At 62.6% G+C, this 23,341-nt stretch carries 26 protein-coding genes; 14 read left to right on the top strand and 12 right to left on the bottom strand.

Annotated features, from left to right (window positions below):
* Positions 1–30: 30 nt before the first annotated feature.
* From ASD12_RS18830 to ASD12_RS18845, 4 genes are all read right to left on the bottom strand, one after another.
* Complete coding sequence (locus ASD12_RS18830; RefSeq protein ID WP_056589246.1) at positions 31–798, bottom strand: ATP-binding cassette domain-containing protein; 768 nt, start codon at positions 796–798, stop codon at positions 31–33.
* A 2-nt stretch (positions 799–800) separates the two neighbouring features.
* The gene (locus tag ASD12_RS18835) at positions 801–1,877 is read right to left on the bottom strand and encodes an ABC transporter permease (protein ID WP_056589249.1); all 1,077 of its coding nucleotides are present in this window, start codon (positions 1,875–1,877) and stop codon (positions 801–803) included.
* Positions 1,878–1,975: 98 nt separating this feature from the next.
* Positions 1,976–2,917, bottom strand: a complete 942-nt coding sequence (locus ASD12_RS18840) for a sugar ABC transporter substrate-binding protein (protein WP_056589252.1) — start codon at positions 2,915–2,917, stop codon at positions 1,976–1,978.
* Between the two features lie 337 nt (positions 2,918–3,254).
* Complete coding sequence (locus tag ASD12_RS18845; protein ID WP_056589255.1) at positions 3,255–4,286, bottom strand: LacI family DNA-binding transcriptional regulator; 1,032 nt, start codon at positions 4,284–4,286, stop codon at positions 3,255–3,257.
* Positions 4,287–4,451: 165 nt separating this feature from the next.
* On the opposite strand from ASD12_RS18845, the gene ASD12_RS18850 reads away from it, so the two are divergent.
* From ASD12_RS18850 to ASD12_RS18860, 3 genes are read left to right on the top strand one after another with little or no spacing between them, the layout of a single operon-like run.
* A complete protein-coding gene (locus ASD12_RS18850) occupies positions 4,452–5,543 on the top strand; it encodes a fatty acid desaturase family protein (protein WP_056589258.1) in 1,092 nt (363 codons plus the stop codon).
* A 34-nt stretch (positions 5,544–5,577) separates the two neighbouring features.
* Entirely contained in the window at positions 5,578–5,892 is a 315-nt protein-coding gene (locus tag ASD12_RS18855) for a MocE family 2Fe-2S type ferredoxin (RefSeq protein WP_056589261.1), read from the top strand.
* The gene (locus ASD12_RS18860) at positions 5,889–7,127 is read left to right on the top strand and encodes an FAD-dependent oxidoreductase (protein WP_056589264.1); all 1,239 of its coding nucleotides are present in this window, start codon (positions 5,889–5,891) and stop codon (positions 7,125–7,127) included. Before ASD12_RS18855 ends, ASD12_RS18860 begins: the two co-directional genes overlap by 4 nt.
* 43 nt (positions 7,128–7,170) lie before the next feature.
* On the opposite strand, the gene ASD12_RS18865 is transcribed toward ASD12_RS18860, so the two are convergent.
* The 5 genes from ASD12_RS18865 to hslV all read right to left on the bottom strand — a co-directional run bounded on the left by ASD12_RS18865 (position 7,171) and on the right by hslV (position 11,451).
* A complete protein-coding gene (locus ASD12_RS18865; RefSeq protein WP_056590089.1) occupies positions 7,171–8,130 on the bottom strand; it encodes a DUF1402 family protein in 960 nt (319 codons plus the stop codon).
* A gap of 233 nt (positions 8,131–8,363) precedes the next feature.
* Positions 8,364–9,677 carry an ATP-dependent protease ATPase subunit HslU gene (hslU, locus tag ASD12_RS18870; protein ID WP_056589267.1) on the bottom strand — a complete coding sequence of 438 codons (1,314 nt, stop codon included), beginning with the start codon at positions 9,675–9,677 and terminating at the stop codon, positions 8,364–8,366.
* Positions 9,678–9,681: 4 nt separating this feature from the next.
* Entirely contained in the window at positions 9,682–10,281 is a 600-nt protein-coding gene (locus ASD12_RS18875; protein WP_056589270.1) for a DUF2585 domain-containing protein, read from the bottom strand.
* Positions 10,282–10,285: 4 nt separating this feature from the next.
* Entirely contained in the window at positions 10,286–10,849 is a 564-nt protein-coding gene (locus tag ASD12_RS18880; protein WP_056590093.1) for a GNAT family N-acetyltransferase, read from the bottom strand.
* A 50-nt stretch (positions 10,850–10,899) separates the two neighbouring features.
* A complete protein-coding gene (hslV, locus tag ASD12_RS18885) occupies positions 10,900–11,451 on the bottom strand; it encodes an ATP-dependent protease subunit HslV (RefSeq protein ID WP_056589273.1) in 552 nt (183 codons plus the stop codon).
* A 231-nt stretch (positions 11,452–11,682) separates the two neighbouring features.
* On the opposite strand from hslV, the gene hisB reads away from it, so the two are divergent.
* The 9 genes from hisB (at position 11,683) to coaA (ending at position 17,489) form a co-directional block, all read left to right on the top strand.
* Positions 11,683–12,282, top strand: coding sequence for an imidazoleglycerol-phosphate dehydratase HisB (gene hisB, locus ASD12_RS18890; protein ID WP_056589276.1), 600 nt, complete (start codon positions 11,683–11,685; stop codon positions 12,280–12,282).
* Positions 12,283–12,286: 4 nt separating this feature from the next.
* Complete coding sequence (locus tag ASD12_RS18895; RefSeq protein ID WP_056589279.1) at positions 12,287–12,766, top strand: DUF2628 domain-containing protein; 480 nt, start codon at positions 12,287–12,289, stop codon at positions 12,764–12,766.
* A 1-nt stretch (position 12,767) separates the two neighbouring features.
* Positions 12,768–13,418: an imidazole glycerol phosphate synthase subunit HisH gene (hisH, locus tag ASD12_RS18900; protein ID WP_056589282.1), complete on the top strand. Its 651-nt coding sequence runs from the start codon at positions 12,768–12,770 to the stop codon at positions 13,416–13,418.
* A gap of 86 nt (positions 13,419–13,504) precedes the next feature.
* Positions 13,505–13,795: a DUF1330 domain-containing protein gene (locus ASD12_RS18905; protein ID WP_056589284.1), complete on the top strand. Its 291-nt coding sequence runs from the start codon at positions 13,505–13,507 to the stop codon at positions 13,793–13,795.
* Between the two features lie 4 nt (positions 13,796–13,799).
* A complete protein-coding gene (gene hisA / locus ASD12_RS18910) occupies positions 13,800–14,549 on the top strand; it encodes a 1-(5-phosphoribosyl)-5-[(5-phosphoribosylamino)methylideneamino]imidazole-4-carboxamide isomerase (protein ID WP_056589287.1) in 750 nt (249 codons plus the stop codon).
* A complete protein-coding gene (locus ASD12_RS18915; RefSeq protein WP_056590095.1) occupies positions 14,546–15,382 on the top strand; it encodes an arginase family protein in 837 nt (278 codons plus the stop codon). The genes hisA and ASD12_RS18915 overlap by 4 nt, the downstream gene beginning before the upstream one ends.
* Positions 15,379–16,173 carry an imidazole glycerol phosphate synthase subunit HisF gene (hisF, locus tag ASD12_RS18920; protein ID WP_056590098.1) on the top strand — a complete coding sequence of 265 codons (795 nt, stop codon included), beginning with the start codon at positions 15,379–15,381 and terminating at the stop codon, positions 16,171–16,173. Before ASD12_RS18915 ends, hisF begins: the two co-directional genes overlap by 4 nt.
* Positions 16,174–16,182: 9 nt before the next feature.
* On the top strand, positions 16,183–16,506 hold the full coding sequence (locus ASD12_RS18925; protein WP_056589290.1) for a phosphoribosyl-ATP diphosphatase: 324 nt from the start codon (positions 16,183–16,185) through the stop codon (positions 16,504–16,506).
* Between the two features lie 23 nt (positions 16,507–16,529).
* Positions 16,530–17,489 carry a type I pantothenate kinase gene (gene coaA, locus ASD12_RS18930; protein WP_056589294.1) on the top strand — a complete coding sequence of 320 codons (960 nt, stop codon included), beginning with the start codon at positions 16,530–16,532 and terminating at the stop codon, positions 17,487–17,489.
* Here coaA and ASD12_RS18935 read toward each other — a convergent pair.
* The 3 genes from ASD12_RS18935 to ASD12_RS18945 form a co-directional block, all read right to left on the bottom strand.
* Positions 17,476–18,105, bottom strand: coding sequence for an alpha-ketoglutarate-dependent dioxygenase AlkB (locus tag ASD12_RS18935; protein ID WP_056589297.1), 630 nt, complete (start codon positions 18,103–18,105; stop codon positions 17,476–17,478). The two genes, coaA and ASD12_RS18935, sit on opposite strands and share 14 nt — an antisense overlap.
* A gap of 99 nt (positions 18,106–18,204) precedes the next feature.
* Entirely contained in the window at positions 18,205–18,642 is a 438-nt protein-coding gene (gene arfB, locus ASD12_RS18940) for an alternative ribosome rescue aminoacyl-tRNA hydrolase ArfB (protein ID WP_023810634.1), read from the bottom strand.
* An 86-nt stretch (positions 18,643–18,728) separates the two neighbouring features.
* Positions 18,729–20,339, bottom strand: a complete 1,611-nt coding sequence (locus ASD12_RS18945; protein WP_056589300.1) for a phosphoenolpyruvate carboxykinase — start codon at positions 20,337–20,339, stop codon at positions 18,729–18,731.
* Positions 20,340–20,682: 343 nt separating this feature from the next.
* Between ASD12_RS18945 and ASD12_RS18950 the strand changes: the two genes are divergently transcribed.
* Positions 20,683–21,384 (top strand): response regulator transcription factor, encoded by a 702-nt coding sequence (locus ASD12_RS18950; RefSeq protein ID WP_013528337.1) that lies wholly within the window; start codon positions 20,683–20,685, stop codon positions 21,382–21,384.
* Positions 21,385–21,510: 126 nt separating this feature from the next.
* Positions 21,511–23,295, top strand: a complete 1,785-nt coding sequence (locus tag ASD12_RS18955; RefSeq protein WP_056589303.1) for a sensor histidine kinase — start codon at positions 21,511–21,513, stop codon at positions 23,293–23,295.
* The last annotated feature ends 46 nt before the right edge of the window (positions 23,296–23,341 follow it).

The following is a 23,341-nucleotide window of genomic DNA, read 5'->3' on the forward strand; positions in this document are numbered from 1 at the left end:
AGGCGGTGACCACCGCCTCCGCGCCCGGCCTCAAGCCGCGAGTTCGGCCTCGCCAGTCTTGGCGCCGGTGATGTAGGAGACGATATCGTTTCCGTCGGTGTCCTGCTTGCGCAGGTTGGCGACGATGCGGCCGCGCCGGAACACGACGATGCGGTCGCAGAGGTCGAACACCTGGCGCATGTTGTGGCTGATCAGGATCAGCGGGTCGCCATTGTCCTTCAGCGTACGGATGATGTTTTCGACCTGCGCTGTCTCCTGCACGCCAAGGGCCGCCGTCGGCTCGTCCATGATGATCAGCTTGGAGGCGAAGGTCGCGGTCCGGGCGATCGCCACGCACTGGCGCTGGCCGCCAGACATGTGGCGGATGGTGTTGGACAGATTGGGGATTTTTACCGCCGTGCGGATCAGCGCCGCTTCGGTCGCCTTGCGCATATACTTGCGGTCGAGGATCGAGAATGGCCCGAGGTTGAACAGCACCTTTTCGCGGCCGAGGAACAGGTTGGACGGCACGTCGAGATCGTCTGCCAGCGCGAGGTTCTGGAACACGGTCTCGATGCCCGCCGTGCGGGCCTCGATCGGGCCGGTGAAATTCACTTCCTTGCCGTCGAACCAGATATGGCCGCTGGTGCGCTGCTCGACGGCGGTGATCTGGCGCACGAAGGTCGATTTGCCGGCGCCGTTGTCGCCCATGATGGCGACATGCTCGCCCTTGCGCAGTTCGAAGTTGGCGCCTTCCAGCGCATGCACGCCGCCATAGCGCTTGGTCAGGTTTTCGGTCTTCAGGACGATGTCTGACATGGTCAAGCCCTCATTGCCCGCAGGCGTTGGCGCCACTGGTCGAGAACGACCGCACCGACGATGATCACGCCCTTGACCATCTCCTGGTAGTAGGCGTCGAGGCGCAGGAAGGTGAAGCCGGAGATGATGACGCCGAAGATAAGCGAGCCGATCACTGTGCCGATGATCGAGCCGCGGCCGCCCGACAAGGAGACGCCGCCGATCACCGCCATGGCGATCGCGTCGAGTTCGTACATCACGCCCATACCGGACTGCGCGGTCAGGTTCTTGGAGCTCAGCACCACGGCGGCGAGTGCTGCAAGCACGCCCGCGATGACGTAGACGAGGATCTTGTGGTTGGCGATCTTGATGCCGGACATGCGCGCGGCGTCCTCGTTGGAGCCGATCGCGTAACAATGCTTGCCGTACCTGGTGTAGGTCATGATCAGCTGGAACAGCACGGCCAGCGACAGGAAGATGATGACGGGCATCAGGCCCTTGCCGATGGCCGCGAAACCCTCGGTGGGAAACGAGATAGGCTGACCCTTGGACCACCATTTGGCGATGCCGCGCGCGGTGACCATCATGCCCAGCGTGGCGATGAACGGCGGAATGCGCGTGTAGGCAATCAACGCACCGTTGACCAGGCCGGCAAACAGGCCGCAGCCGATCGCGACCAGCACGGGCACAATGACAGGCAGGTCGGTCCAGCCCTGGGCAAGGAACATAGCCTTCGGGTTGGGGTTGCCGTTGACCGTCGCCACTTGGGCGAAGCTCATGGCGATCATCGCGGTCGCGCCGACGATCGAGCCCGAGGACAGGTCGATGCCGCCGGTGATGATCACTTGCGTCACGCCGATGGCGATGATGCCGACGATCGACACCTGCAGGATGATGATCTGCAGGCGTGCCTCGTTGAAGATCGCGCTGACGTCGCTGCGGGTGTTGAACAGGAAACTGTCGCCGAGAAAGATGCGGCCGATCAATTCGAAGACGACAACAAGAATGACGAGCGCCAGGAAGACGTTGATTTCGGCAGGCCATGCGCGCTTCTTCGCGTCATAGCCGGCCCCGCCGACGCCATGAGATGTCTGTGCCACGTATTCTGTCCTCCGTCAGCCGCAGTCGCCCCTTGCTGCCTTGCCGGCGCCGAGGGAAAGAGGAGCGGCGCTGTGGGCGCCGCTCCGTAGTCCGCCGCTCAGTTCTTCTTCAGGAACTTGTCGATGTTCGCCGGCGTCACCAGCTGGAAGGGGACGTAGACCTTGTGCTCGACCTTCTCGCCCTTGGAGAGCTTGAGCGCCGCGTCCAGTGCACCCGCGCCCTGGCCGGCCGCGTCCTGGAACACGGTTGCGTCGAGGTCGCCCGCCTGCATGGCGGCAAGCGCGTCCTGCGTGGCGTCGACGCCGCCGACCACGACCGTCTTCATGTCGATGTTGGCGGCCTTCATCGCCTGGATGGCGCCGATGGCGCTTTCGTCATTGTTGGCGATCACACCATCGAACGGCTTGCCGGTCGACAGCCAGTTGGTCATCAGGTTCTGCGCTTCGTCGCGGTTCCAGTTCGACGTCTGCTTGTCGATGATCTTGATGAAGCTGCAATCCGGCGTGGCGATCACGTCGTCGATGTCCTTGGTGCGCTGCACGGCGGCCTGGTTGGAGAGCTCGCCCATGATCACATAGACATTGGCCTCCTTCTTGCCGGCTTCCTTGAACAGGCGGCAGACTTCCTTGGTCTCGAGCGTGCCGGAATCGGCCTCGTTCGAGGCAACGAATGCCTGATTGTCCGGCAGCGTGTCGACATTGACCGGCTCGCGGTTCACGTAGACCAGCGGGATCTTGGCCGCGGCAGCTGCGTCCGACATCGCCTGCGTGGCCGAAGTGTCGACCGGGTTGACAATGATGGCGTCGACGCCCGAAGCGGCGAAGTTCTTGATCTGGTCGAGCTGCTTGGCGACGTCGTTCTGCGCGTCCTCGACCTGCAGTTCCACGCCGCTCATGCCCTTGGCCTGCTCGATCATGCCGTTGCGCAGCACGGTCAGGAAGTTGTCGTCGAATTTGGCCATCGACACGCCGATCTTGGCGGCCATGGCGGATGAACTCATCAGCGCCGCGAAAGCGAGGCCCAAAATCAGTTTCTTCATTGTGTTTCTCCTCCACATTTTGGTGTCCGGTTTCACCGATTTATCCGGAATCCCCGATCTCCCCGGGGAATCTCTCCCTAATATCGTCTCGTTCCGGGGACGCCTTGCCGTTTGCTGGAACGCCAAGCTATCCGTTTGAAAAAGAAGCTCCGGAACGAAAGAACCAAAATACACAGTTGGTGAAATATTTATTCCATTTTGCGGTGAGACGTCAAGGGAGATTCCAAGACCCGATGCGCGATTTCCGGATGACGGGCGCTTGCCGCCGGTCGCCGGCGATCAGCCCATGCTTGGCAGCATCGTCACTGGCACTGCGGCCGAACCGAAGCTCGAGAGCCTAGATATTTTCGGGCAGATAAATGTCGAACGGCAGGAAGGTCTGGCCAGGCGCGTTCGCAGCACCCGTCTCGATGGCGTGCGCCATCAGGTCAACCAGTTCGCGGCACAGGGCGGCCAGCGGCGTGGAGATCACCATCGTCAGGATGCCATCGGCCAGGGCGGAACGCGATGTCGCGTTGATCTCGTTGCAGATGACCGCGGGCATCTCGGCCGGCTTTGCCTGCCTGAGCGCCGCGACAGCGCCTTCCATGCCGCCGCCGGCGACATAGCAGCCAACCAGATCAGGGTGGCGGCCAAGGAGATCGAGCAGCGTGTCCTGGGTAATCTGGTTGGCCTCCAGATTGACCGATGTCTCGAGCAAGGTGAATTCCGGCGCCTGCTCGCGAAAGAAAGAGCGAAAGCCGATCTCGCGCAGTTCGTGGCCGTGAAAGCGATGGCTTCCGACGAAAAGCGCGACCTTGCCCGGCCGCTTCGCCGCCTTCGAGATCATCCAGGCCGCGCTGCGGCCGACCTTGCGGTTGTCGAGGCCGACATAACCTTCGCGAATGCCGGCGGCGAAGTCGGACAGCAGGGAAAACACCGGCAACCCTTTCGTCTTCATCTCCTCGACGGCGACCGTCAATGTCGGATGATCCGGCCCGACTAGGGCGACGGCCCTGCATTTGGCCGCCAGCCTGCGCGCGCGCTCGACAATCTCGTCGGGGGCTAGCGAATCGGCAAAGTCGATTGTGGCAACGCCGCGGAAACGCGACGATCGCGACACGGCAAGTTCAAGCTCGCGAGCGAGCTCGCTGTAGAAGACATAATTGCCCTTGAGCAGCAGGAAGCCGAGCCGGTACTCGGGCAATTCATGGCGCATCCGCTGCTTGATCAGGCCGGCCGCGTGATAGCCGATCTCGGTCGCCGCCTCGTAGACGCGGCGCGCCGTTTCCTCGCGGACCGGCAGGCGGCTGTTGAGCACGCGGTCAACCGTGGCGACGCTGACACCGGAGATGCGCGCCAGGTCTGATATGGTCGGCCGTTTCGCCATGCTTGCCTCATTGGATCGCCTGAGGTTTCCTACATCATTATGATAGGAAATGATAGAAACCATCTTTGTGATGTTGAGTCTATCATCGGTCGGCGTTATTTTGAGGCTCGAAGTGAAGGGATTCCAGCATTCGCTCCGGCGAGTGCCTTGCCGTGGGAGGCAACCATGAATGCTGCGCCATCCCGGCGTGACTACAGCCTGATCGGCCGCGACGCCAAGCTCGCCGTCGAGACGGGCCTGTCGGCGGCCGAATGGTACCACACCGAGATTCCGCGCAAGCAGATGAAGGCGCTGATGCAGCGCTCCGACGGGCCGGCGATCCGCGATACCATCATCTGGTTCGCCGCACTGATCGTCAGCGGTGCCGGCGGTGCCTGGTTCTGGGGTAGCTGGTGGTGCGTGCCGTTCTTCTTCGTCTATGGCGTGCTCTACGGCTCGTCGACGGATTCACGCTGGCACGAATGCGGCCATGGCACCGCCTTCCGCACGCAGTGGATGAATGATGTGGTCTATCAGATCGCCTGCTTCATGATCATGCGCAATCCGGTGACCTGGCGCTGGAGCCACGCCCGCCACCATACCGACACCATCATCGTTGGCCGCGACCCGGAAATCTCGGTCATGCGGCCGCCGGACCTGGTTCGAGCCATCCTCGGCTTCGTCGGCCTGCTCGACGCCTGGCATGCGATGAGCGACATGCTGCGCAACGCCGCCGGCAACATCAGCGCGGCGGAAAAAACCTTCATTCCCGAGCAGGAACAGCCCAAGTCGATCCGCATCGCCCGCATCTGGACGGCGATCTACGCCGCCACCATCGCGCTGGCGTTCTACACCGGGTCGTTCCTGCCCTTGATGCTGGTCGGCCTGCCCAGGCTCTATGGCGCCTGGCATCACGTCATGGTCGGGTTGCTGCAGCATGGCGGCCTGGCTGACAACGTCACCGACCACCGGCTCAACAGCCGCACCGTCTACATGAACCCGATCAGCCGCTTCATCTACTGGAACATGAACTACCATGTCGAGCATCACATGTTCCCGATGGTGCCCTATCATGCGCTGCCGAAGCTGCACGAACTGATCAAGCACGATCTGCCGGCGCCGACACCGTCGATCCTGGCCGGCTACCGCGAAATGATCCCGGCCTTCCTGCGCCAACTGCGCAACGAGGACTATTTCCTCAAGCGCGAGCTGCCACTGACCGCCAGGCCATACCGCGAAGAATTCCACGATAATGCCGCCGCTGCCGCGGCGGAATGATCGTGTGATTATCCGATTTCCAGGGGAGGACTTAATGAGCGACTGGGTCGAGGCCTGTGCCGCCGGCGACATCGACGAGGAGGATGTGATGCGCTTCGACCATGGCGGCCGCACCTTCGCCATCTATCGCAGCCCGGACGATGAGTTCTTCGCCACCGACGGCCTGTGCACGCATGAAAAGGTGCACCTGGCCGACGGGCTGGTGATGGATGACATCATCGAATGCCCCAAGCACAATGGCCGCTTCAACTACAAGACGGGTGCCGCCCGCGGCGCGCCGGTCTGCGTCAATCTGAAAACCTACCCGGTCAAGGTCGACGCCGGCAAAGTCCTGATCCAGATCGGATGACTGATATGGCGCGGGGAATGGTCATCATCGGCGCCGGCGAATGCGGTGGGCGCGCAGCGTTGGCACTGCGCGAGCTGGGCTATGACGGGGCGGTGACGCTGGTCGGCGATGAGCCGCATCTGCCCTACGAGCGCCCGCCGCTGTCCAAGGACGCGATGGTCAGCGAAGCGCCTGAAATCAAGGCGATCGCCAGCGACGCAATTCTGGCCGAGAAATCGATCCGGCATATCCATTCCGTTCAGGCCGTGGCGATCGATCGCGCGGCGCATGCGGTGCGCCTGTCGGACGGTTCGGTCCTGCCTTATGACAAGCTCCTGCTGGCAACCGGTTCGACGCCGCGCAAGCTACCGATGCCGGGGCTGGGTCCGCGCTGCGTCTATCTCAGAACCTTCACTGACGCGCTCGCCATTCGCGCGCATCTCACCGCCGGCAACCGTATCGCCGTTATCGGCGGCGGCTTCATCGGCCTCGAACTTGCTGCCGCCGCCCGCAAACTGGGCGCCGCGGTCACCGTCATCGAGGCGCAGCCGCGCATCCTGATGCGCGGTGTTCCGGCCGAGATCGCCGAGATCATCCATGAGGCGCATGTCGCCGAAGGCGTGAAGATCCTGTGCGGCGACGGCATCGCGTCCATCGCCGACGATGGCAAAGAGGTGCGGGTGACGCTTGCCGGCGGACAGGAGATATCAGCCGATCTCGCCGTCGTCGGCATTGGCGCCGTGCCGGTGACCGGGCTTGCGGCCGAAGCGGGGCTGACGATCGACAACGGCATCGCTGTCGATGCCGAACTGCGCAGCAGCGATCCCGACATCTTTGCCGCCGGCGATTGCTGCTCGTTTCCGCTCGCCGTCTATGGTGGCCGCCGCGTGCGGCTGGAAGCCTGGCGCAACGCCCAGGAGCAGGGCGCGCTGGCGGCGAGGAACATGCTGGGCGCCGGCGAGGCTCACGCGGCGGTGCCCTGGTTCTGGTCGGATCAATATGGTCTATCCCTGCAGATTGCCGGGCTTTCCGACGAAGGCCGCAGCATCGTGCGCCGCGACCTCGACGACGGCGCCTTCATTCTCTTTCACCTGGCCGAGGACGGCAGGCTGGTGGCGGCCAGCGGCATCGGCCCCGGCAACGCGGTCGCCCGCGATATCAGGCTGGCCGAAATGCTGATCGGCAAGTGGGCCAAGCCGGCGCCGGAGGCACTGGGTTCGCAGGCCGTCAAGCTGAAGTCGTTGCTGGCGGCCTGAGCTTGCGAAGGCGGCGACAGCTGGGAACAGAGAGCCGAAGCCCCTAAAACAGCGCCTTCAGCTCCGGCAGCTTGTCGTTGACCAGCCAGCCATAGTAATTCTCCTCGGGCAGCTTTTCCGGCTCGCCGGTAGCGCGGCGCCTGTCGTTCTCCGCCTTTAGCGCATCGGCGCGCTGCTCCGGATTGCCGACATTGTAGAGCGTGGCGGTCAGCCCCGGATTGCCCGAAATGTCGAAGCCGGCAATGCGCTTGTAGGCGTCGATCGATTTCCTGATCGTTGCCGCCACGTAAGGCAGCGTCAGGTCGGGATCCATGATGGTCTTGTAGACCGAATTGGGATCGGCGACGTCAAGCTTCGGCAGGCCCGAAACCTTGTGCACGAGATCGCTCATCTGCAAGGCCGTCAGCGGGTTGAGCTGGCCGAGGCCGAAGGTCTGGCCGGCATAATATGGCTGGAAGAAGGTGGCGCCGAAGCGGTCGTCGGGAAAGCTTGTCCCGCCGACGGACTTGCCGCGAAACGAATGGTTCCACACCTGCTCGCGGCATTCCCATAGATCATAGCTGTCCGACATTGCGGCGCATTTCTTGAATTCCGGCCGCTGCACGAAATCCGTGATGTCCTCGCCGTCATAGGCGAAGGACAGCTTGCTGGAGAGGTAGGAGATCGCCTTGACGTAGTAGGTCTGCAGCCGGTCATAAGCGTCGACATTGTAGGTATGCTCGCCGACGATGGCGCCGACTATGTGCATCGGATCGATGCCGTAGGTGGCTGCTGCCTTCTTAATCTTGCCGCGCAGATCGGCGTCGTTCTGCAGCAGGGCGTAAACCTTGCGGTACTTTGCCTGGAAGGTGGTGTTGGTGGCCTGGGTGCGCCGGCTGGAGGCGCCGGGAATGTCAGGCTGCTCCGCATTGCGGTTTCCCGGCGGCACCAATGTTGCCGCCTCAGTCGCGAACAGCGTCGCCGCCAGCGTCAAGCCGAGAATGATCAAGATCAGTTTTTTCATGCGCCGCCGCCCAAGCAATTCCAGGAAAGTGTGAAACGGTTTTCCGTCCGGAATTGCGTCAAACCAAGAGATCGAGAATTGTCGCGCAAACTAGGTAAAGCTCTTGGTCGAGTCGAGAGCACCCCTTCACCCGGCACTACGAAAGGTGGCCAGATGGTACCATCTGGCCACACATGATTTTGTTTGCCGGAAAATGTGCCTGAGCCGGCGCCGGAACAACCCGGCGCCGTCGTTTAAAGGATGAATCGCGACAAATCCGTGTTTCGCGACAGGTCGCCGACATGCTTTTCCACATAGGCGGCGTCGATGGTGACGCTCGTTCCGTTGCGGTCGGGCGCGTCGTAGGAGATTTCGTCCAGCACCCGCTCCATCACCGTCTGCAGCCGCCTTGCGCCGATGTTCTCGACGCTGGCGTTGAGGTCGACAGCGATGCCGGCCAGCGAATCGATGGCATCGTCGGTGAAGGTCAGGTCGACGCCCTCGGTCTTCATCAGGGCGATATATTGCTTGATCAGGCTGGCTTCGGTCTCGGTCAGGATGCGGACGAAATCGTCCTTCTCCAGCGCCCGCAGCTCGACGCGGATCGGCAGGCGGCCCTGCAATTCCGGCAGCAGGTCGGACGGCTTCGAGACATGGAACGCGCCGGAGGCTATGAAGAGTATGTGGTCGGTCTTCAACGGTCCGTATTTGGTGGCCACCGTCGTGCCTTCGATCAGCGGCAGCAGGTCGCGCTGCACGCCTTCGCGAGAAACGCCGGCGCCCATGCCGCCTTCACGCGACGCGATCTTGTCGATCTCATCGAGGAAGACGATGCCGTCGTTCTCCGTCGCATCGAGCGCCCGGCGCACCACTTCGTCCTGGTCGAGCAGCTTGTCGGACTCGTCATTGACCAGCAGGTCGTAGGATTCCTTCACCGTCGTCTTGCGCGTCTTGGTCTTCTTGCCGCCCATCGCCTTCGACAGCATGTCGTTGATGTTCAGCACGCCGATATTGGCACCCGGCATGCCGGGGATTTCGAAGCCGGGCATGCCGCCATTGCCGGTGTCGGCGACCTCGACCTCGATCTCCTTGTCGTCGAGCTCGCCGTCGCGCAATTTCTTGCGGAAGCTATCGCGGGTGGCCGGGCTCGCCGTCTTGCCGACAAGCGCTTCCAGCACGCGTTCCTCGGCGTTGACGTGGGCGCGCGCCTTGACGTCCTCGCGCATCTTCTCGCGCACCAGCCCGATGGCGATCTCGACCAGGTCGCGAATAATCTGCTCGACATCGCGGCCGACATAGCCGACTTCGGTGAACTTGGTCGCCTCGACCTTGACGAAAGGCGCGCCGGCAAGACGCGCCAGGCGACGCGAGATCTCGGTCTTGCCGACGCCGGTCGGCCCGATCATCAGGATGTTCTTCGGCATCACCTCATCGCGCATCTGGCCTTCCAACTGCTGGCGGCGCCAGCGGTTGCGCAAGGCAATAGCCACGGCGCGCTTGGCGTCCTTCTGGCCAATGATGAAGCGGTCGAGTTCCGAAACGATTTCGCGGGGAGAAAATGTGCTCATATCACTAAATTCCACTTTGCCACTGCTTGATGGCCTCGAACGGATGCAGCAGCATGATCACGTTGAGTGTCAGATTGTCCCGGATGAGATAGCCGGTACCGAGTTCGAAGAGGATGGCGAGGCTGACGATCACCCATATAGGTAGCCTTCGCGCCATCACAAATCCCAGCACCATGGCCAGTGTGTCGGACACCGAATTGATGACGCTGTCGCCGTAGTAATCGAGCGAGATGGTGCCTGCGCGGTACCGGTCGATGATGAACGGGCTGTTCTCGAGCAATTCCCAGCCGCCCTCGATGAGGACGGCGAAGGCCAGCCGGAGCCCGATCGGCGAACGCGGGAACAGGAATCGCGCCAGAGCGTAAAACAGGAAGCCGTGGATGAGGTGCGAAAAGGTGTACCAGTCCGAAATGTGCTGGGAATTCTCCGAACTCTGCACGACACCCTGCCAGAGCTTGACGTAGCCGCAGGTGCAGATCGGTGTCCGGCCCATGCCGTAGAGCGCCCCGGCCTGGAAGATGATCATCGCGAGCACGAGCAGAAGCCCCATCCGCCAGCTGTCTTCATAGGCCGAATAGCTGCCGTCCCTGACCGGTGTCGTCATCGGATCATTTCCCCTCTTCCGCGTCGCTCGCTTCGGCATCGACGGCCATCAGAACGACGTCGCCATAGATCGATTGCCTGCGGTCGATAGGCGTGAATCCAGCCTTTTCATAGGCGCGGATGGCCCGTCCGTTGGCCGGATTCGGGTCAATGATGACGCGCGGGACGCCTTCCCCGAAAAGCTGTTCGACGAACTGACGCACGATCGCAGAGCCATGGCCGAGCCCGACCAGCTCCGGCCGGCCGATCGAAAGGTCGATGCCGAGCGTCCCGAACGGCTGGTCGGCATAGGGATGGTCGTCTTCCAGATGCGGATCGTAGCTTTGCAGATAGGCAATCGGCTTGCCGTCGAGCTCGACGATCAGCGGCTCGACGGAAATGCTATCGATGTGCTGGCGAATCCCAGCGATTTCAGTCTCCGGATCGTCCCACCACTCCGCAACATGCGGCTCTGCCAACCAGCCGGCTATCATCGGCAGGTCTTTCTCGGTCACCGGCCGAAAATCGTAGAGCGAGCCCGATTCATCCCGATGAGACCGGGATGGGGCTCTATCTTCCTGTTTGACCATGATCTTCTCCGAAAACCGGTTTCCACTTTTCGGGATCATGATCGGCCTTTTCAGGCGACATCGAGCGTTTCGACAACAAAATTGTTGTTGGTGTAGACGCAGATGTCGGACGCTATCTGCATCGCCTTGCGGGCGATCTCCTCGGCGTCCTTATCGCTGTCCATCAGCGCGCGTGCCGCGGCCAGCGCGTAATTGCCACCCGAACCGATGGCCATGACGCCAAATTCGGGTTCGAGCACGTCGCCGGTGCCGGTCAGCGCCAGCGAGACCGACTTGTCGGCAACCAGCATCATTGCTTCCAGCCGGCGCAGATAGCGGTCGGTGCGCCAGTCCTTGGCGAGTTCGACACAGGCGCGCGTCAACTGGTCGGGATATTGTTCGAGCTTGGCCTCGAGCCGCTCCAGCAGCGTGAAGGCGTCGGCGGTGGCGCCGGCGAAACCGGCGATCACATTGCCGCCCTTGCCGATGCGGCGCACCTTTTTGGCGTTGCCCTTCATGATGGTCTGGCCAAGGCTGACCTGGCCGTCGCCGGCGATCACCACCTTGTTGCCTTTGCGCACCGTCACGATGGTCGTGGCGTGCATGGTCAATTCATTAGACATTTCCTGGCTCCGAGCAGCGCCATCCCAAAAAAGGCGATTGGCGCGGTACGAGTAACTTTGATCGGCCATATGTATGCATAGGGTCGGTGATTGCAAACGGCTCGATACCGTCCGGGATGGCAACTGGCAATCGCGGGATCATGCTGCTAGAAGGCTTTCGTTTTCAAGCCTGCGAGCGCTTGAAGCCTCTGAGCTGGTCACGATGTGAACCTCTGGGACAAGGATAGAGAGATGCCGACCCGTTCCGCCGAAGCGAGCCGCAAGACCAAGGAAACCGACATCTCCGTGTCGGTCCATGTCGACGGCTCCGGCAAGTCGGATATCGCCACGGGGGTCGGCTTCTTCGACCATATGCTTGACCAGCTGTCGCGCCACTCGCTGATCGACATGACGGTCAAGACCAGGGGCGATCTGCACATCGACGACCATCACACGGTCGAGGACACCGGCATCGCGCTCGGCCAGGCATTGACCAAGGCGCTCGGCGAGCGGCGCGGCATCATGCGCTATGCCTCGATCGACCTTGCCATGGACGAGACGCTGACGCGCGCGGCTATCGACGTATCCGGCCGTCCGTTCCTGGTCTGGAACGTTTCCTTCTCGTCGCCGAAGATCGGCACGTTCGACACCGAACTGGTGCGCGAGTTCTTCCACGCGCTGGCGCAGAACGCCGGCATCACGCTGCATGTCACCAACCATTACGGCGCCAACAACCACCATATCGCCGAGACCTGCTTCAAGGCGGTGGCGCGTGCGCTGCGCGCGGCTCTCGAACGCGATCCGCGCCAGCCGGACGCGGTTCCTTCCACCAAGGGATCGTTGAAGGGGTAAGGTTATGGCCATCTACGTCGTGATGGAACCGCCCGGCCGCAGCGAGAAGGTCGATACGACGGCCTTTGTCCGCGATGGCTTCACCTGGCTGGGTTTTCTGGTGCCGCCATTATGGTTCGCCTGGCATCGGCTGTGGATCGAAGCAGCGCTCGCCTTCGTCATCATGGGCCTGTTTTCGATGGTGGGCGAAAAGCTCGGCCTTGGACTGGCCGGCTCGCTGCTGTCGCTGCTGGTTTCGCTCTATGTCGGCCTGGAAGGGCAGGGGTTGCGCATCGCGGCACTTCGCCGGTGCGGCTGGCACGAATGGGGCGTGGTTCAGGCCGGCAGGCTTGACGATGCCGATACGCGCTATGCGCTGGAAGCGGAAGCGCTTGCCGATGAGGTTGCGCCGCCGGTGCAACGCATGGTCCCGGACGCTGCCCTCGCGCGGCCAGCGCAGCCGGGCATGGCGCTGGGGCTGACCCACATCCCGGGAAGACGCTGACATGCGGGTTGCGATCATCGACTACGGCTCGGGCAATCTGCGCTCGGCCACCAAGGCTTTCGAGCGCGCCGCGCGTGAAGCCGGCATATTAGCGGACATCGACTTGACATCAGATGCCGAAAAGGTCCGCACCGCCGACCGCATCGTCCTGCCCGGCGTCGGCGCCTATGCCGACTGCGCGGCCGGTCTGCATGCCGTCGAAGGCATGTGGGAAGCGGTCGAGGAGGTGGCTATCGACAAGGGCCGGCCTTTCCTGGGTATCTGCGTCGGCATGCAGCTGATGTCCGAGCGCGGCCTGGAAAAGACAATTACCAACGGCTTCGGCTGGATATCAGGCGACGTCAAGGAGATCACGCCCGCCGATCCCTCACTGAAGATCCCGCAGATCGGCTGGAACACGATCGAGCTCAAACGCCAGCATCCGCTGTTTGCGGGCATTCCGACCGGGCCTAAAGGGCTGCACGCCTATTTCGTGCATTCCTATCATCTCGATGCGCGCAAGGCGGACGAAGTTCTGGCGGTGGCCGACTATGGTGGCCCGGTGACGGCGACCGTCGCTCGCGACAATCTCGTCGGCACGCAGTTCCATCCCGAAAAGAGCCAGGCGCTGGGCCTGGCGCTGATCACCAATTTCCTGCGCTGGAGGCCCTAGAGCATGATCCCGAAAGTGGACACCGGTTTTCTCGGACAAACGGTTCCCGTTTGTCCAGAGATCATGCTCAAACAAGGGGATAAACCATGAGCAAGAAGGGCTATTGGATGGCGATGATCGATGTCCGCGATCCCGAGGTTTACAAGCAGTACATCGAGGCGAATGCCGTCGCCTTTGCGAAATATGGCGCGAAATTCGCGGTGCGGGCCGGCCGCCATGAGAGCCCGGAAGGACAGACCGGAAACCGTCACGTGCTGGTGGAGTTCGAATCCTACGACAAGGCGGTCGAATGCTATCATTCGCCGGAATATCAGCATGCCTCGAAATTCCGGCTTGCCGCCTCATCAGGCCATTTCGTCATCGTTGAAGGCGCCTGAACGGATGATCCTTTTCCCCGCCATCGACCTCAAGGACGGCCAATGCGTGCGCCTCAAGCACGGCGACATGGCCACCGCCACCATCTACAATGACGACCCGGCGGCCCAGGCCAAAGCCTTCGAGCAGCAGGGCTTCGAATGGCTGCATGTCGTCGACCTCAACGGCGCGTTTCAGGGCCAGAGCGTCAACAGTGCGGCGGTCGGCGCCATCCTCAAGGCGACGAAAAACCCGGTTCAACTTGGCGGCGGCATCCGCACGCTGGCGCAGATCGAGGACTGGCTCGATCGCGGGCTGGCCCGTGTCATCCTCGGCACGGTGGCGGTGCGCGATCCCGATCTGGTCAAGCAGGCCTGCAAGGCATTCCCGGGCAAGGTGGCCGTCGGCATCGACGCCAAGGGCGGCAAGGTGGCCGTCGAGGGCTGGGCCGAGGCGTCAAGCCTCGGCGTCATCGAACTGGCAAAGAAGTTCGAGGGCGCCGGTGTCGCCGCGATCATCTACACCGACATCGACCGCGACGGCGTGCTGACCGGCATCAACTGGGACGCCACCATCGACCTCGCCGATGCCGTGTCGATCCCGATCATCGCGTCGGGCGGCCTCGCCTCGATCGCCGACATCGTGCGCATGACCATGCCCGACGCACAAAAGCTCGAAGGCGCGATTTCCGGCCGCGCGCTCTATGATGGCCGCATCGATCCAGCGGAGGCTCTGGCGATCCTGCAAGGCAGGCCGGCGGCGGAGACGCGATCGTGAAAATCTCCGTCATCCTGGCGTCCTACGACAGCGGTCACTACCATGGCGGCATGGGCCAGGGCCCGGACGCGCTGATATCAGGCGGTCTCGTCGACGCCCTGACCATGGCCGGCCATGACGTTATGGTTGAAGACATCGGCAAGGTCGGAGACATCCAGGAGCGCGAGATCGCCACCGGCTTTGCCGTCTGCAACGCGGTTGCCGCCGAGGTTCGCCTTGCTCGCGACAACGGTCGGTTTCCCATCGTCCTTGCCGGAAATTGCCTGACCAGTGCCGGTGCTGTCGCCGGCGAAGCCGCCGACGCGATCATCTGGGCCGACCAGCATGGCGATCTCAACACGCCCGAGACATCTACATATGGCTTTCTCGACGGCATGGCGCTGGCGACGGTGCTTGGCCTGTGCTGGCGGCCGATGGCGGTGGCAATTCCCGGCTTCAAGCCGATCGATCCGTCGCGCTGCGTGCTCGTCAACGCGCGCGATCTCGATCCAGCGGAAAAACAGCTTCTCGAGACATTGCCGATCGTGCGGACGGAATGCTCCGGGGTGGCCCGGGCGACCGATCGACTGAAAATCGCCGGCGCCAAACGCGTGCACATGCACCTCGATCTCGACGTGCACGATCCCCGGGAATTGCAGGCCAACCGTTATGTCACATCGGGCGGGCCAAACCCTGAACAACTGCGAGACGCGGCTTGCGCCATGGCGCTTGCGGTGCCGGTCGTTGGCATCACCGTATCCGCCTACGATCCGGCTTTCGACGGGCAGGCCGATGTTCCGCCGCTGGTCGGCCAGTTGCTCAACGATCTCATCGCCACGATAGAGGGCCGCTGATGCTGAAAGCCCGTGTCATCCCCTGTCTCGACGTCAAGAACGGCCGTGTCGTCAAGGGCGTCAACTTCGTAGATCTCATCGACGCCGGCGATCCGGTCGAGGCGGCCAAAGCCTATGACGCGGCCGGTGCCGACGAGCTCTGCTTCCTCGACATCACCGCTTCGTCAGACAATCGCGAGACCATCTTCGATGTCGTCGCCCGCACCGCCGAACAGTGCTTCATGCCGCTGACCGTCGGCGGCGGCGTGCGCCAGGTCGCCGACATCAGGAAGCTGCTGCTGGCCGGCGCCGACAAGGTGTCGATCAACACGGCGGCGGTGAAGAATCCGGACTTCGTCGCCGAGGCGGCCGACAAGTTCGGCAACCAGTGCATCGTCGTCGCCATCGACGCCAAGAGAGTGTCCGGCGCCGGCGAGGCCGATCGCTGGGAAATCTTCACCCATGGCGGGCGCGAGAAGACCGGCATCGATGCGGTCGAGTTTGCTCAGCTGATGGTCGATCGCGGCGCCGGCGAGATCCTGCTGACGTCGATGGATCGTGACGGCACCAAGGCCGGCTACGACATCGCGCTGACCCGCGCGATTGCAGATGCGGTGCGCGCGCCGGTCATCGCTTCCGGCGGCGTCGGCACGCTCGACCACATGGTCGAAGGCATTCGCGATGGCCACGCCGGCGCCGTGCTGGCGGCCTCCATCTTCCACTTCGGCACCTACACGATAGCGCAGGCCAAGGCGCATATGGCCGCCGCGGGGCTGCCGATGCGGCTGGACTCCCTCGGTAATCGGTCCTAAACGGCGGCCATGACCGAGTTTTCGCTATCCGATCTGGAAAAAATCGTCGGGGAACGCGCCTATTCCGGTGATCCGGACTCCTGGACGGCAAAACTGTTTGCGCGCGGCATTGACAAGGCGGCGCAGAAGCTCGGCGAAGAGGCGGTCGAGACGGTGATTGCCGCCGTCAAGGGCGACAAGCAGGCCGTCGTTTCGGAAAGTGCCGATCTTATATATCATTGGCTCGTCGTTCTCGGCCTCTCTGGGGTTCCGCTGAGCGACGTGCTTAGAGAACTCGAAGGCCGCACCGGCCGTTCGGGCATCGCCGAGAAGGCTTCACGGCCCAAGGGCTGACCGCGAGGAGGGCAGGTATCTCGATGGATCAGCTCGCGCCAACCGAGAAATATTCCCCTTTTCGCTTCTTCTCCGCCGAGCAATGGTCGCAATTCCGCGCCGACACGCCGCTGACGCTGAGCGCGGATGAGTTCCGCCGCCTGCGTTCGCTCAACGACCCGGTCGACCTCGAAGAGGTCAAGCGCATCTATCTGTCGCTGTCGCGGCTTTTGTCCGCGCATGTCGAAGCCAGCCAGCTGCTGTTCAGGCAGCGCCAGGCCTTCTTCAATGCGGTGGACATCGTCAAGACGCCTTTCATCATCGGCATTGCCGGTTCCGTCGCGGTCGGCAAATCGACCACTGCGCGCGTGCTGAAGGAACTATTGGCGCGCTGGCCGTCGAGCCCGAAGGTCGATCTCATCACCACCGACGGTTTCCTGCTGCCCAACGAGGTGCTGCGCCGCGAGAACCTGATGGAACGCAAGGGTTTTCCGGACAGCTACGATGTTGGCGCGTTGCTGCGCTTCCTCTCGGGCATCAAGTCTGCGCTGCCCAATGTCCGCGCGCCGGTCTATTCGCATTTGACCTATGACGTGATTCCCGGCGAGTTCGTCACCATCGACCGGCCAGACATCCTGATCTTCGAAGGCATCAATGTCCTGCAGCCCGGCAAGCTGCCGCAGGACGGCAAGATCGTGCCCTTCCTGTCGGACTTCTTCGACTTCGCCATCTACATCGATGCCGACGAGAAGCTGATCCACCAGTGGTACATTTCCCGCTTCATGCGGCTGCGCGAGACGGCCTTCCGCAATCCGGACTCCTTCTTTCACCGTTACTCGCAGCTTTCGGAGGATTCGGCCCGCGCCATCGCCGAAGGTCTGTGGACCAACATCAACCTGAAGAATCTGCGCGAGAACATCCTGCCGACACGAGCCCGCGCCGACCTCATCCTGCGCAAGGGCGCCGACCACCTGATCGAGGAAGTGGCGCTCAGGAAGCTGTGACGGCCGGCTTCGTCACCCGTCGCAGCGTCAGATTGATCCGCCCGCCATTTTTCAGCAGCGCCGAGGTCGGCGGGTAGATTCGATCGACGCCGTGGAAGCACAGGCGGCCCTCGCCGCCGAGCACCACGACGTCACCGCTTTGCAGCCTGAACGACTTCGTGGCGCCGCCACGCGTCGTCTGGCCGACCCGGAACAGGCAATCGTCGCCCAGTGAGACGGAGACCACCGGCGCCGAAAAATCGGCCTCGTCGCGGTCCTGGTGCAGGCCCATTTTTGCCTCCGGCGTGTAGAAATTGATCAGGCACGCTTCCGGCGGGTGCGGATAGCCCGAGACTTGCCGCCACAGATCGAGCAGCGCCTCCGGGATTGGCGGCCATGGTGAGCCGGTCACCGGGTGCGCCGGCTGGTAGCGGTAGCCCTGTTCCTTGTCGGTGACCCAGCCGAGCGGGCCGCAATTGGTCATGCGCACGCTCATCTCCTTGCCCGTGCGCGGCATGGCCGGTACGAACAGCGGCGCCTGCTGCACGATGCTTCTCACCTCCTCGACCAGCGCTTCCTGTACGGTGCGTGACAGGTAGGCCGGCATGTGGCGGACGCCTTTGGGCAGGACGAGCATCAGGTTGGTCGCTTGATCCGTTCATCAAAAGCCCAGCATGCCATCGCCAAATGAAAACGGCGACCCGGAAGTCGTTTTGTGCGCGCGATTGGTGTGGTGCTAATCGTTCTCCACCCGGCCGCGCAGTTTCTTGATCGTGCCGCGTCCGGCCTTGCTCTTCAGCCGCCGCTCCACAGCGCCTTTCGACGGCCGTGTCTTCTTGCGTGGCGGCGGCGGCGGTTCGGCGGCCTTGGCGACCAGTGCCGTAAGCCGTGCCCGAGCGTCCGCCCGGTTCTGTTCCTGGGTGCGGAAGCGGCCCGCTTCGATGACGATGACACCGTCCTTGGTGGCGCGCTGGCCGGCAAGCTTGATGGTGCGCTCGCGCACGCGCTCCGACAGACCCGTGGCGTTGGCCGCGTCGAAGCGCAACTGCACCGCCGTCGCCACCTTGTTGACGTTCTGGCCGCCGGGACCCGACGAGCGGATGAAGTCCTCGTGCAGGTCGCCCGGGTGGATCACCGCATCGCCTGATATGATGATGTTGTCGTCGCTCGCCATGCCGCAGTCATGGCGCGGCGGATCAAAAAAGAAAAGGCCCGATCGAAACCGGGCCCTTCAACGATAGGCCGAGCCCGATCGCGAGATTACTCCGCGGCTTCCTGCATGCGCGGGGCCGCACCCAGCACCACGGCGTCGACATGGCTTTCGAATTTCTCGAAGTTGACGGCGAACATGCCGACCAGCCTTGCCGCCTGCCGGTCATAGCCGGCCTTGTCGGCCCAAGTCGACCGTGGGTCGAGAATGGGGCTGTCGACACCTCGAACCGCCACTGGCACTTCGAAACCGAAATGAGGGTCGGTGCGGAACTCGGCCGTCTTCAGCGAGCCGTCGAGTGCGGCGGCAAGCAAGGCTCGCGTCGCCTTGATCGGCATGCGCTGGCCGGTGCCGTAGGCGCCGCCGGTCCAGCCGGTGTTGACCAGCCAGCAATCAGCGTCATGGCGGGCAATCAGTTCGCGCAGCAGATTGCCGTATTCCGATGGATGGCGCGGCATGAACGGGGCGCCGAAACAGGTCGAAAACGTCGCTTCGGGCTCGGTAACGCCCTTTTCGGTTCCGGCCACCTTGGCGGTGTAGCCGGACAGGAAATGATACATCGCCTGCGCCGGGGTCAGCCGCACGATCGGCGGCATCACGCCGAACGCATCGGCTGTCAGCATGATGATGTTCTTCGGATGATTGGCGCGCCCGGTCTTGCTGGCATTGGGGATGAAGTCCAGCGGGTAGGCGCAGCGTGTGTTCTCAGTCAGCCTTGCGTCGTTGAAATCCGGCACACCATCGACGTCGAGCACGACATTTTCCAGCACGGTGCCGAAGCGCTGCGTGGTGGCAAAGATTTCCGGCTCGGCTTCCGCTGACAGCTTGATCGTCTTGGCGTAGCAGCCGCCTTCGAAATTGAAGATTCCGTGCGGCCCCCAGCCATGCTCGTCATCGCCGATCAGCGTGCGCGAGGGATCGGCCGAGAGCGTTGTCTTGCCTGTGCCCGACAGGCCGAAGAAGATGGCGGCGTCGCCGGCCGCACCCTCATTGGCCGAGCAATGCATCGGCATCACGCTTTTCGCCGGCAACAGATAGTTGAGCATGGTGAACACCGACTTCTTCATTTCGCCGGCATAGGAGGTGCCGCCGATCAGCACGATCTTGCGCGAAAGGTCCACGGCGACCACCGTTTCGGTGCGGCTGCCGTGGCGGACGGGATCGGCGCGGAAGGACGGCAGATCGATGATCGTCATGTCAGGCACGAAATGCTCGAGTTCGGCGGCATCCGGGCGGATGAGCAGATTGCGGATGAACAGCGAGTGCCAGGCAAGTTCGGTGATCACCCTGGTGGGCAGTTTCAGTTTCTCATCGGCGCCGCCGATCAGATCCTGGACGTAAAGATCCTTGTCCGCGGCATGCGCCTGGAAATCGGCAAGCAGCGTGTCGAACTGGGCCGGCGACATCGCCTTGTTGTTGTCCCACCAGATATGCGGTTCGGTGGCGTCGTCGCGGACGACGAACTTGTCCTTGGGCGAGCGGCCGGTGTGCTGGCCGGTCTCGGCGACCAGCGCGCCATGGGCGGTCAGCCGGGCTTCACCGCACCGGATCGATTCCTCATAAAGGGCAGCCGCGCCGAAATTATAGCGCACCACGCCGGTGGTTTTCAGGCCGATATGATCGATCGCGCAGGCGGAATTGCGTTTGCCGACTTCCGACATGGGTTTCCCTTCTTGGATTTGCCGCATCTTTGCCGGTACGTTTCCGGCATGCCCGCACCACAGGCTGAGATGGTCAGAACCAGAAAAGTCAAATGATATCAAATCATTAATCGATTTAAATATTTTGAAAGTTGTTTAAATCGTTTATATGTGCAAAAAGTTTCGCGGTTGCCCAAAGGATTGGCGATGTTCGTTCGTCCAATCCATATCAAGGTAGGATTGTGGCCGCCGGCATGCCGCGCGTGACAGCGGACAAGGCCTATGCCACATTTTGTACCTAATTTGTCCTGCAAAAGCCCCTTCTCTACGAAAGAAGGGACAGCTCATGAGGGAGCCGCTTGAAATGGCAACAATCGCGCTTGTCGATGACGACCGCAACATTCTGACATCGGTGTCGATCGCCCTCGAATCCGAGGGGTATCGCGTCGAGACCTACACGGATGGTGCGTCAGCGCTGGAAGGACTGGCGGCACGCCCGCCGAATCTTGCCATCCTCGACATCAAGATGCCGCGCATGGACGGCATGGAACTGCTGCGCCGGATGCGCCAGAAGTCCGACCTTCCGGTGATCTTCCTGACCTCCAAGGATGACGAGATCGACGAATTGTTCGGCCTCAAGATGGGCGCCGACGACTTCATCCGCAAACCGTTCTCGCAGCGTCTGCTGGTCGAGCGGGTGCGCGCCGTGCTGCGCCGTGCCAGTGCCCGCGAGGCCGCTGCCAAGACTCCCAGCCAGCAGGCCCGCTCACTAGAGCGCGGCCAGCTTGTCATGGACCAGGAGCGCCACACCTGCACCTGGAAGGGCGAGCCGGTGACGCTCACCGTCACCGAGTTCCTGATCCTGCATTCGCTGGCACAACGTCCCGGTGTCGTAAAAAGCCGTGATGCGCTGATGGATTCGGCCTATGATGAACAGGTCTATGTCGACGACCGCACCATCGACAGCCACATCAAGCGGCTGCGCAAGAAGTTCAAGGCCGTCGACGACGACTTCGAGATGATCGAAACCCTTTACGGAGTCGGATACCGGTTCCGCGAGGCGTGAGTTGATGCATGTCGCCCAAAAGTGGTCCCGGTTTTGGGACAACGACTTGCATCAAAACAAGGTAGTGCATGTCGCCCAAAACAACGACATGCATCTAACCAAAGACTAGGCGGGAGCTGCTATTCGATGGCAGTCGAGGCACAGCGAACAAGACCGGCGGGCGCCTCGAGGCGGCCGCCGCGGATCATGCCGTCCTTCGTGTCGAAGATCACGGTGCCGATGCGCCGCTTCCTCGGCCATCATATCTTTTCCAGCCTGACGCGGCGTATCCTCTTCCTCAACCTTGCCGGCCTTGCCGTCCTGGTGACCGGCATCCTCTATCTCAACACCTTCCGCGACGGGCTGATCGACGCCCGCGTCGAAAGCCTGATGACCCAGGGCGAGATCATCGCCGGTGCGATCGCCGCCTCGGCGACGGTCGAGACGGATTCGATCAGCATCGACCCGGAAAAGCTGCTCGAGCTGCAGGCCGGCGAAAGCCTGGGACCAGGCTCCGACCAGCTCGACAATCTCGACTTCCCGATCAACCCGGAGCGCGTAGCGCCGGTGCTGAGAAGGCTGATATCGCCGACCCGCACGCGTGCTCGCATCTATGACCGCGACGCCAATCTGCTGCTCGATTCGCGCCATCTCTATTCGCGCGGCCAGATCCTGCGCTACGACCTGCCGCCGGTCGACGAGGAAGAGCCCGATCTGGTCGAGCGCATCCAGAAATTCGTCTTCGACTTCTTCCGCAACACCGAGCTGCCGGTCTATCACGAGCAGCCGGGCGGCAATGGCGCCGCTTTCCCGGAAGTGGTCAAGGCGCTCACCGGCAGCCCGTCGACCATCGTGCGCATCTCGGAACAGGGCGAGCAGATCGTTTCCGTGGCCGTGCCTATCCAGCGCTTCCGCGCCGTTCTCGGCGTGCTGATGCTGTCGACCGAAGGTGGCGACATCGACAAGATCGTCGCTGCCGAACGCAAGGCGATCCTGCGCGTCTTCGGCATCGCGGCGCTGGTCACCGCCATCCTGTCGATGCTGCTCGCCTCCACCATTGCCAATCCGCTGCGCCGGCTGTCGGCGGCGGCGGTGCGGGTGCGGCGCGGCGTTAAGAGCCGTGAGGAGATTCCCGACTTCTCCGATCGTCAGGACGAGATCGGCAATCTGTCGATCGCCATACGCGACATGACCAACGCGCTCTACGCCCGCATCGAGGCGATCGAAAGCTTTGCGGCCGACGTGTCGCACGAACTGAAGAACCCGCTGACGTCGCTGCGCAGCGCGGTGGAAACCCTGCCGCTGGCCAAGAACGACAATTCGCGCGGCCGGTTGATGGACATCATCCAGCACGATGTCAGGCGGCTGGACCGGCTCATCACCGATATTTCCGACGCTTCACGCCTGGACGCTGAACTGGCGCGCGAGGATGCCGGGACGGTCGATCTGAAGAAATTCATCACCGATCTGATCGCCGTTTCGCGTGAAGCCACGCGCAACAAGAAGGCGGTCGAAATCGAGTTCAAGGTCGCCAAACTGCCGCAGGGCGTCAAAGGCTATGTCGTCGTAGGCCATGATCTGCGCATCGGCCAGGTCATCACCAATTTGATCGAGAACGCCCGTTCCTTCGTACCCGAGGACCATGGCCACATCACCCTGTCGCTGGCACGCGCCGGCAAGTTCAATATTGTCACCGTCGACGACAATGGTCCCGGCATCCGCGCCGACAACATCGACCGCATCTTCGAACGCTTCTACACCGACCGTCCCGCCGGCGAGGCATTCGGCCAGAATTCGGGCCTTGGCCTGTCGATATCCAGGCAGATCGTCGAGGCCCATGGCGGCACGCTGACCGCCGAGAATATCCCCGGTACCAAGCCCGGCGAGATCAAGGGCGCGCGGTTTGTCGTGACCTTGCCGGCCGAAGCATGATCCCGCAAAGTGGGAACCGGTTTTCTCGGACGAACGGTTCCGTTCG

This window comes from Mesorhizobium sp. Root102 (genome assembly GCF_001425625.1).
Classification (GTDB): domain Bacteria; phylum Pseudomonadota; class Alphaproteobacteria; order Rhizobiales; family Rhizobiaceae; genus Mesorhizobium.